Raw genomic sequence first — 8,529 nt, forward strand, 5'->3', positions numbered from 1 at the left:
CACACCGGCACTGGCCGGTGTGCCGCGCCTTCGCCGTCTCTCCGCCCGCTTCAGTGCTGCCGGTGACCGGCGCGGGCCTCCGCCGTCGTCTTCAGTGCACCCAGCCAGCCTTCGAGGCCCTGGCTGAGGATCTCGGTCGCGGCGGGCACGTTCGCCTCGACCTGCTCTCCGGCGTGGGTCTCCTCGGTGCGCACGAGGACGCCGCCCTTGACCTTGGTGAAGTTCCAGACGTGCACGCCCTCGATGCGCAGCCCCTCCCCGATCGCCGGGCCGGTCCAGCGGATGCAGGCGTTGCGCTTGAGCTGCTCGACGGTCGATGTGATGTCCAGGCTGGTGGCGGGGGTCGCGGGGTTGGGCGGTATCGGCGTCGTCCACCGGAACGCCGAGCCCATGCGGAAGGGGCCGTAATCCAGGCGGTCCGCGGACGTGACCGGCTCCTGCCAGGACGGCCAGCGCTCCACGTCGGTCTGCAGCTTCCAGACGGTGCTCAGCGGGGCGTGGATGACGGTCTCGGTCCGGTGGCGCACCAGGGCATCGGGGTCGACGCCCTCTCCGCGGCAGGTGAGGGACTTGCCGTTGCCGGGCTGATGGCCGGGCTGAGGGGTGGCTCCGGCGGGGACGGCGGCTCCGCCGAGGACTCCGGCGACGACGAGCGGGACGGTGAACAGGGCGGCGCGGACGCTGGTGCTGGCGGTTTTGGACATGGAGTTCTCCTGGTCGATCGGCGGGCGGATGCGGCGCGAGCTATAAGCTAGCGCGTTCGTTAAAGGTTATAACTGCCCTGCCGCAGGAGGGTCAACAGGTTGAGTGATAACTTCTAACGAACCCTTGAACTTGTACGCTCGGGGGACCACGCGAACGCGGAAGGCGGCAGGCCATGGCGAAGACGGACGCGACGGCGGATGCGAACGCCGACGCGAAGACCCCGCGCGAGCGCTATCGCGCCCAGGTGCGCGCCGAGGTCAAGGAACGCGCCCGGGAGCAGATCGCCACGGCGGGGGCGTCCGCGCTCTCCCTCAACTCGATCGCCAAGCAGATGGGCATGAGCGGCCCCGCCCTCTACCGCTACTTCGCCGGCCGCGACGAGCTGATCACCGAGCTCATCCGGGACGCGTACCGAAGCCTCGCCGACACCGTCGCCGCGGCCGCCGCCGACGGCGCCGACCTGGCGGGCCTCGCGCACGCCCTGCGCGAGTGGGCCCTGGAGGACCCCCAGCGGTACTTCCTCATCTACGGCACCCCCGTCCCCGGCTATCACGCGCCCGAGGACATCACCGGCATCTCCGACGAGATCATGACGACGCTGCTCGACGCCTGTACGGCGCTCGCCCCGGACAGCGCCGCGTCACCGTTCGCCGCCCACCTGGCAGAGCGCCGGGACTGGGCAGGCGACCACCCCGCCGCGCCGACGGCCCTGCACCGCGCCCTGACCTTCTGGACCCGGCTGCACGGCGTCCTGTCCCTCGAACTCGCGGGCCACTTCAACGGAATGGGCTTCGACCCGGCTCTCCTCTACGCGGCCGAACTGGACGAGCTGCGGGCCAGGCCCTAGTCCGGCTGTCCGTACGTCTTCTTCCAGCGCACCCGATGCAGGTTGTCGCCCTGGCCCGCGTCGCTGACGCCGAGAAGCGAGGGCAGGGCGGCCCCGCTGTTCCACAGGCCCACGTGGTCGCGGTGCAGGGCGGCGATGCCGCTCCCGGCCGCGAAGGCCAGGGCAGGGCGGCTGTAGCGCGCGGTCGTCACACAGATCGCCACATCGGCCCCGAAGTGCACGCGGGAGCCGAGAAGATCGCGCAGGTCGCGGCCGGCGACGGCGCGGCTCGGCGCGTACCGCTTGCATTGGATGATCATGCTCCGGCCGTCCGGGAGCCGCCCGGTCACATCGACGCCGTTGTCCCCCGCCCCGCCCACGCGGCGCACGTCGGTGCACCCGTCCCTGCGGCAGAGCCCGGCGACCAGTTCCTCGAACTGCGTGCCGGTCATCGCGTCCGCCTCGGCGAGCGTCCGGTGGCCCGCCCGAACCTCGTCCTGCTCGCGCCACGCGCGGTCGCCGTCGCGCGCCTCGCGGCCCGTGCGCCACAGCCACCACAGCACTGCCCCCAGCAGGCCGAGGACCAACGCCCCCGTCGCATAGGGCCGCAGAACCGTCCAGAGCATCATCAGCTGCAGGATCAGTACGGCGGTGCACACCGCCACGGGCTTCCACGTCGTCCTGTGCCGCTTGCGCGCCGCCGTGCGCCGTCCCCGCCGAGCAGTCATCGACGCCCCCTCCGCCGTCCCTGCCAGCAGTGTGGGCAGGGACGGCGGGTTCGGGAAGGGCACACGCAGACAGGAAGACACGCTCCATCGCCGCCCGGTACATCCAGCCGGACCAAGCTGACCTGCGCGCTTCGGGGCGCGCTCATACGGTGGCTGAATGGCCATCAGGTACCTCTCGCGCTCCTCATCCGTCCGCACCGCGGCGCTCGCGGTCGCCGCCGCCCTGGTCCTCCTGCCCACCCCCTCGACGGCCGCGGCGGCCGAGCCCTCACCGCCCAAGCCGGGCCCCGCGTACTCCTCGGACCTCCTCGACCGGCCGGGCATCCAGGCCCGCCCCGGCGCCGGCGCCCCGGCCGTGCCGGATGACGTCTCCGCGCTCTCCTGGCTGGTGGCCGACGCCCGTTCGGGCGAAGTGCTCGCCGCCCACAACGCGCACCGCCAACTGCCGCCCGCCTCCACCCTCAAGTCGCTCTTCGCCCTCACCGCGCTGCCCCACCTGGACGCCGTCGCCCGGCACAAGGTCACCCAGAGCGAGCTCGACGGCGTGGGCGACGGCAGCAGCCTGGTGGGGGTCGAGCCGGGGCGCAGCTACAGCATCGCCGACCTGTGGCGGGGGGTGTTCCTCAGCTCCGGCAACGACGCCGTGCACGTGCTCGCCAAGCTGAACGGCGGCTGGCAGCAGACCGTCCGTCAGATGCGCGCCAAGGCCCGGGCGCTGGGCGCCCGCGACACCCATGTGGTCTCCCCGGACGGCTATGACGCGGCGGGTCAGGTCTCATCGGCGTACGACCTGGCGGTCTTCGGCCGGGCGGGGCTCGCGGACCCGGAGTTCTCCCGCTACTGCTCGACGTCGGTCGCCAAGTTCCCGAACGGCAACTGGTCCTATCCCATCCAGAACACCAACCGGCTCCTCACCGGCGCCGACGGCGTGGCCCCCTACCCCGGCCTGCTCGGCATCAAGAACGGCTACACCAGTCACGCGGGCAACACCCTGGTCAGCGCGGCGCAGCGCGACGGCCGCACCCTGGTCGTGTCGGTGATGAACCCGCAGGCCAGCGGCGGGTACCGGGTGTACGAGGAGGCCAGGTCGCTGCTCGACTGGGGCTTCAAGGCGGCGCCGCACGTCAGGCCGGTGGGTTCGCTGGTTCCCGAGGGCGAGAAGCGGGACGCGGCGCGGGCCGCCGCGCCGGACGCCGAGCTCGCCGCCCATTCCGTCGGCGATGACGGCTCGGACTGGACCTCGATCCTGCTCGTCTGCGCCGGTTCGGTGGTGCTGCTGGCCGGTGCGGTGGTGGTGGTCCGGCGGCGCAGGGTCCGCCCCTAGCGCTTCCCGGGGCGCCAGTAGCCGAGTGCGTGCACGCGGTTGCGGGGGATCGACAGCTCCTTGCGGACGTACGAGGCCAGGGCCCGGGTCGTCGTCGTGTCACAGGTGATCCATACGTACACGTCGGCGGGGTTCTCGACCAGGGCGGGCAGCGCGCCCCTGACCTCGTCGATCAGATGACTGCCCGCCTCGCGCCGCTCCACCCGGCGCAGGTCGTGCAGGGCGGGGTCCAGGCGCAGGTCGAGGTCGTGGTCCGAGGCGTGCTGCGTCTCCAGCCAGAGGGTCGCCGGTATGGCGGGCATGGCGGTCAGGAGCGATTTCACCGCGGGGACCGCCGCCGTGTCGCCGATCACCAGGAGCCGCGCGGGCAGCGGATCGGGCACGTCGAAGCCGGTGCCCTGCAGGGTGGCCTCGATCCTGTCCCCCGGACCGGCCTTGCGTGCCCAGTCGCTCGCGCGGCCGTCGTGCAGGGCGAACTCCAGGCTGAACGCCCCCGCGGCGGGGTCGGGGTCCACCAGGGTGTAGGCGCGCTGGTGATGACGGCCGTCCGCCTGGTCGAACCACAGGCGCACCCACATCGTGGGGTGCACGCCGGTCAGGGCGAGCATGCCGCCGTCCGTGACGTGCAGGCGCCGGTAGTGCTCGGTGACGTCCTCGGCCCCGCTCACGGTGAACTCGAAGTCCTTGCCGCGGAACAGCTTGAGGACCGCGCCCTCCCAGCCATGCCCCATCGGATGCCCCTCCCCTGACGGGCGGCCGGGCCACCGGACCGCCGGAAGCCGCTCACCGCGCTTTAGTTAGGGCAGCCTAACCTAAGAATGATCGCGCGGCGGACTGTCGCACCCGGCCCCGCCCAGCAGGCGATCCAGATCCCGGTCCAGGCCGAGGCCCGCGGCCTCGCGCCCCGCCCCCACGACGGCGTACGTACGCCCCAGGAAGCGCCGCAGCACGGCCCTGTCGAACTGCACCAGCGCGACACCCTGCGGCGCATGGAACTCCAGAACCGTGCGCGCTCGCCCGCACGGCCAGATCCGCACGTCACCGCCGCCCGCGGGGGCACGGAGCCCCTCCTCCAGGAGCTTGCGGGCGAAGATCCAGGTGACCTCAGCGCCGTCGAGGGAGGCCTCCGAGGGGAAGGTGATCTGGACGGCCAGCGGGTCGGCGAACGCGTAGCGCAGGGTCACGGGCAGCGTGCGCTCACGCCCCTCGGGAGTGATCAGGCGCGCACGGGCGGGCTGCTCAAGGTCGTCGGCCATGATCGGATTCCTCCTCCGGCACAGCTGCCGCTGCCCGCTCTGCTTTCTTCCGTACCTGTACGAGTCCGTGGCGGGGGATTCATTACGCGACACGCGGGACAAATCCTGTGACCTGCGTCACCCGGGGCCGAAGGCCGGGCCCCCGGCCCCCGGTTTCGGGAAGGCACAGGACCGGGGAAAGGAGAACGCATGCTTCTAGCCCGCCTCGCGCACGTGTCCGCCACCGTGGCCACCACCCCCGCCCGCTCGCAGAAGATCACCCTCCTCGCCGATCTCTTCCGCTCGGCCACCCCCGCCGACGCCCCCATCGCCATCCCCTACCTCGCAGGCCGCCTGCCTCAGGGGAGGCTCGGCATCGGATGGAACCTCCTGAAGGAGCCGCCCCCGCCCGCCGCCGAACCCACCCTCACCGTCCAGGCCACGGACGCCGCGCTCACCGCGATCGGCGCGCTCTCCGGCCAGGGCTCGCAGGGTGAGCGCAGACGGCTGGTACGGGAGTTGATGGGCGCGGCCACCGCCGAGGAGCAGCGGTTCCTGGTCGGGCTGCTCACCGGCGAGGTCCGGCAGGGCGCGCTCGACGCCATCGCCGTGGAGGGCCTGGCCCGGGCCACACAGGCCCCGCCCGCCGCCGTGCGGCGCGCGGTGATGCTGGCCGGGGCGGTGACCCCCGTCGCCGAGGCCCTCCTCGCGCGGGGGCCCGGCGCCCTGGAGGAGTTCCTGCTCAGCGTCGGCCGGCCCGTGCTCCCGATGCTCGCGCAGGGCGCGGGCTCCGTCGCCGAGGGCATCGCCAAGCTGGGCGGGCCGTGCGCCGTCGAGGAGAAGCTGGACGGCATCCGCGTCCAGGTGCACCGCGACGGCTCCGACGTCCGCGTCTACACCCGCACCCTGGACGACATCACCGACCGCCTGCCCGAACTCACCTCCGCAGCGCTCGCGTTGGAGGGCGAGAGCTTCATTCTCGACGGCGAGGTCATCGCCCTTGACGGCGACGGCAGACCCCGCCCCTTCCAGGAGATCGCCGGACGCGTCGGCTCCCGCGTGGACGTCACCACCGCGGCCGCGGCCCTCCCCGTCTCCCCCGTCTTCTTCGACGTCCTGTACGCCGGAGACCGGGACCTGCTCGACCTGCCGTTCGCCGAGCGGCACGGCCACCTGGCGCGGCTGGTCCCCGAGCCGATGCGGGTGCGGCGCACCGTCGTGACCGATCCCGCCGACGAGGCGCAGCTGCGCGCCGCCGACGAGTTCTTCGCCGACACCCTGCGCCGCGGCCACGAAGGGGTCGTGCTCAAGGACCTCGACGCGCCCTACATCGCGGGGCGGCGCGGGGCGGGCTGGCTCAAGGTCAAGCCCGTGCACACCCTGGACCTCGTGATCCTGGCCGCCGAATGGGGGCACGGGCGGCGCACCGGCAAGCTCTCCAACCTCCATCTGGGCGCCCGGCGCGACGACGGCACGTTCGCCATGCTCGGCAAGACCTTCAAAGGCATGACCGACGCGATGCTCGCCTGGCAGACCGAGCGGCTGCAGGAGCTCGCCGTCAGCGACGACGGCTTCGTCGTGACCGTACGCCCGGAGCTCGTCGTCGAGATCGCCTACGACGGGCTGCAGAAATCCACCCGCTATCCGGCCGGGGTCACGCTGCGTTTCGCCCGAGTCGTCCGATACCGCGAGGACAAGTCGCCCACGGAAGCCGATTCCGTCGAGACAGTACTGGCGGACCGTCAACCCTGATCCCGGACCGGATCCCTGTACCACCAAGTTCAGGCAAAGAACGGGCCGATAGGGTGACCTTAACGCCGTATTGACGCCCATCAGCCCAATCAGCAACTAGGGGAAGAGCTGTGCCCGCTTCACGCCTGAGCCAGACGCCACTTCCAGGCATCGGCATCCGGTACGACCTGACCACCCGGGAACACCGCCAGATCTCGGTCGTCGCGCACCGGGACGGTGCACGCACCCTCAGCGCCTACCGCGCCGACGATCCCGACGAGTGCGCGCTCTCGCTGCGCCTGAGTTCCGGGGAGGCCGACGCACTGATCGACGCGCTGATGCCCTCGCACCACAGCCCCAACCTCCTGCACACCACCGATCTCGGCCTGGTCGCCGAACGCATCGAGATCTCCGGCACGTCGCACTGGAACGGGCGCGTGCTCGGCGAGACCCAGATGCGCACCGAGACCGGCGCCTCCATCGTCGCGGTCCTGCGCAGGGCCGAGGCCATCCCCTCGCCCACGCCGGACTTCCGGCTCGCGGGCGGGGACACCCTCATCGTGATCGGCACCCGCGAGGGTGTGGAGAGCGCCGCCGCGATACTCGGGCGGGAGTGATTCGATGCATTCCGCTGTCTTCCTGATCGAATTCGGCGCGATCATCCTCGCGCTCGGACTGCTCGGCAGATTCGCCGGCCGGTTCCGCTTCTCCCCGATCCCCCTCTACCTGCTCGCCGGACTCGCGTTCGGCGAGGGCGGGCTGCTGCCGCTCGGCGCCAGTGAGGAGTTCGTCGCGATCGGCGCCGAGATCGGCGTCATCCTGCTGCTGTTGATGCTGGGCCTCGAATACACCGCGAGCGACCTGGTCAGCAACCTCAAGACCCAGTACCCGGCCGGGCTCGTCGACATGACGCTGAACGCCGTGCCGGGCGCGATCGCCGCCCTGCTCATGGGCTGGGGCCCGGTGGCCGCCATCGTCCTTGCGGGCGTCACCTGGATCTCCTCGTCCGGTGTCATCGCGAAGGTCCTGAACGACCTGGGCCGCCTGGGCAACCGCGAGACGCCCGTCATCCTGAGCATCCTGGTCCTCGAAGACCTGGCGATGGCGGTGTATCTGCCCATCATCACCGCCCTGTTGGCCGGTGTCGGCTGGGCCGCGGGCAGCCTCACCCTGGGCATCGCGCTCGGCGCGGCCGGCCTGGTGCTGTTCCTCGCCGTGCGCTACGGCCGCCTGATCTCGCGCTTCGTCTCCAGCGACGACCCCGAGAAGCTGCTCCTTGTCGTCCTGGGTCTGACCATCCTGGTCGCCGGGATCGCGCAGCAGCTCCAGGTCTCCGCCGCCGTGGGCGCGTTCCTGGTGGGCATCGCCCTGTCCGGCGAGGCCGCCGAGGGCGCCCACAGCCTTCTCGCCCCGCTGCGGGACCTGTTCGCCGCCGTCTTCTTCGTCTTCTTCGGCCTGCACACCGATCCGGCGAGCATCCCGCCGGTGCTCCTTCCGGCGCTCGTGCTGGCCGTCGTGACGGCGTGCACGAAGATGGCCACCGGATACTGGGCGGCCCGCCGCGCCAAGATCTCCGTCAAGGGACGGTGGCGGGCGGGCGGCGCGCTTGTGGCGCGCGGCGAGTTCTCCATCGTCATCGCGGGCCTGGCCGTCACCGCGGGCATCGAGCCGTCACTGGGCCCGCTGGCCACGGCGTACGTCCTGATCCTCGTCGTCGTCGGCCCGCTGACCGCCCGCTTCGCGCAGCCGGTGGCCGCGCGCGTGAGCGACCTCAGGTCGCGCCGCGGGGAGGCCGCGGCCGCGGTGGCCCTGCCCGGCCCCAGGGAGCCGGAGCAGTCCTCGCAGGAGTCGCTCGACGAACAGAACACCAGCGGCCGCTCCTGACGCCTGCCGCCGGGGGGGGGGGGCGGGGCCCCCGACCCCCCCCCCCGCGGGGGGTTTTGGAGTTGGGGGTGCGCGGGGGGGGGGGGGGCCCCCCCC

The 8,529-nt window shown here is 72.2% G+C and carries 9 protein-coding genes; 5 read left to right on the top strand and 4 right to left on the bottom strand.

The genetic code is table 11. The features are described from left to right. Window positions 1-50 precede the first annotated feature (50 nt). Window positions 51-704, bottom strand: a complete 654-nt coding sequence (locus ACWFR3_RS45850; RefSeq protein WP_453740672.1) for an SRPBCC family protein — start codon at window positions 702-704, stop codon at window positions 51-53. Window positions 705-877: 173 nt separating this feature from the next. On the opposite strand from ACWFR3_RS45850, the gene ACWFR3_RS45855 reads away from it, so the two are divergent. Beyond that, the gene (locus tag ACWFR3_RS45855) at window positions 878-1,552 is read left to right on the top strand and encodes a TetR/AcrR family transcriptional regulator (RefSeq protein WP_453740673.1); all 675 of its coding nucleotides are present in this window, start codon (window positions 878-880) and stop codon (window positions 1,550-1,552) included. On the opposite strand, the gene ACWFR3_RS45860 is transcribed toward ACWFR3_RS45855, so the two are convergent. Beyond that, on the bottom strand, window positions 1,549-2,259 hold the full coding sequence (locus ACWFR3_RS45860; RefSeq protein WP_453740674.1) for a restriction endonuclease: 711 nt from the start codon (window positions 2,257-2,259) through the stop codon (window positions 1,549-1,551). The genes ACWFR3_RS45855 and ACWFR3_RS45860 overlap by 4 nt on opposite strands. Before the next feature lie 157 nt (window positions 2,260-2,416). On the opposite strand from ACWFR3_RS45860, the gene ACWFR3_RS45865 reads away from it, so the two are divergent. After that, window positions 2,417-3,583, top strand: a complete 1,167-nt coding sequence (locus tag ACWFR3_RS45865; RefSeq protein WP_453740675.1) for a D-alanyl-D-alanine carboxypeptidase family protein — start codon at window positions 2,417-2,419, stop codon at window positions 3,581-3,583. Here ACWFR3_RS45865 and ACWFR3_RS45870 read toward each other — a convergent pair. After that, a complete protein-coding gene (locus tag ACWFR3_RS45870) occupies window positions 3,580-4,314 on the bottom strand; it encodes a siderophore-interacting protein (protein WP_453740676.1) in 735 nt (244 codons plus the stop codon). The genes ACWFR3_RS45865 and ACWFR3_RS45870 overlap by 4 nt on opposite strands. Window positions 4,315-4,395: 81 nt before the next feature. Further along, a complete protein-coding gene (locus ACWFR3_RS45875; protein WP_453740677.1) occupies window positions 4,396-4,839 on the bottom strand; it encodes an SsgA family sporulation/cell division regulator in 444 nt (147 codons plus the stop codon). A gap of 189 nt (window positions 4,840-5,028) precedes the next feature. Between ACWFR3_RS45875 and ACWFR3_RS45880 the strand changes: the two genes are divergently transcribed. The 3 genes from ACWFR3_RS45880 to ACWFR3_RS45890 all read left to right on the top strand — a co-directional run bounded on the left by ACWFR3_RS45880 (window position 5,029) and on the right by ACWFR3_RS45890 (window position 8,433). Next, a complete protein-coding gene (locus ACWFR3_RS45880; RefSeq protein ID WP_453740678.1) occupies window positions 5,029-6,570 on the top strand; it encodes an ATP-dependent DNA ligase in 1,542 nt (513 codons plus the stop codon). Between the two features lie 110 nt (window positions 6,571-6,680). Beyond that, a complete protein-coding gene (locus tag ACWFR3_RS45885; protein ID WP_453740679.1) occupies window positions 6,681-7,166 on the top strand; it encodes a cation:proton antiporter regulatory subunit in 486 nt (161 codons plus the stop codon). A 4-nt stretch (window positions 7,167-7,170) separates the two neighbouring features. Beyond that, the gene (locus ACWFR3_RS45890; protein WP_453740680.1) at window positions 7,171-8,433 is read left to right on the top strand and encodes a cation:proton antiporter; all 1,263 of its coding nucleotides are present in this window, start codon (window positions 7,171-7,173) and stop codon (window positions 8,431-8,433) included. The last annotated feature ends 96 nt before the right edge of the window (window positions 8,434-8,529 follow it).

Source organism: Streptomyces sp. NPDC055189, from assembly GCF_053606765.1.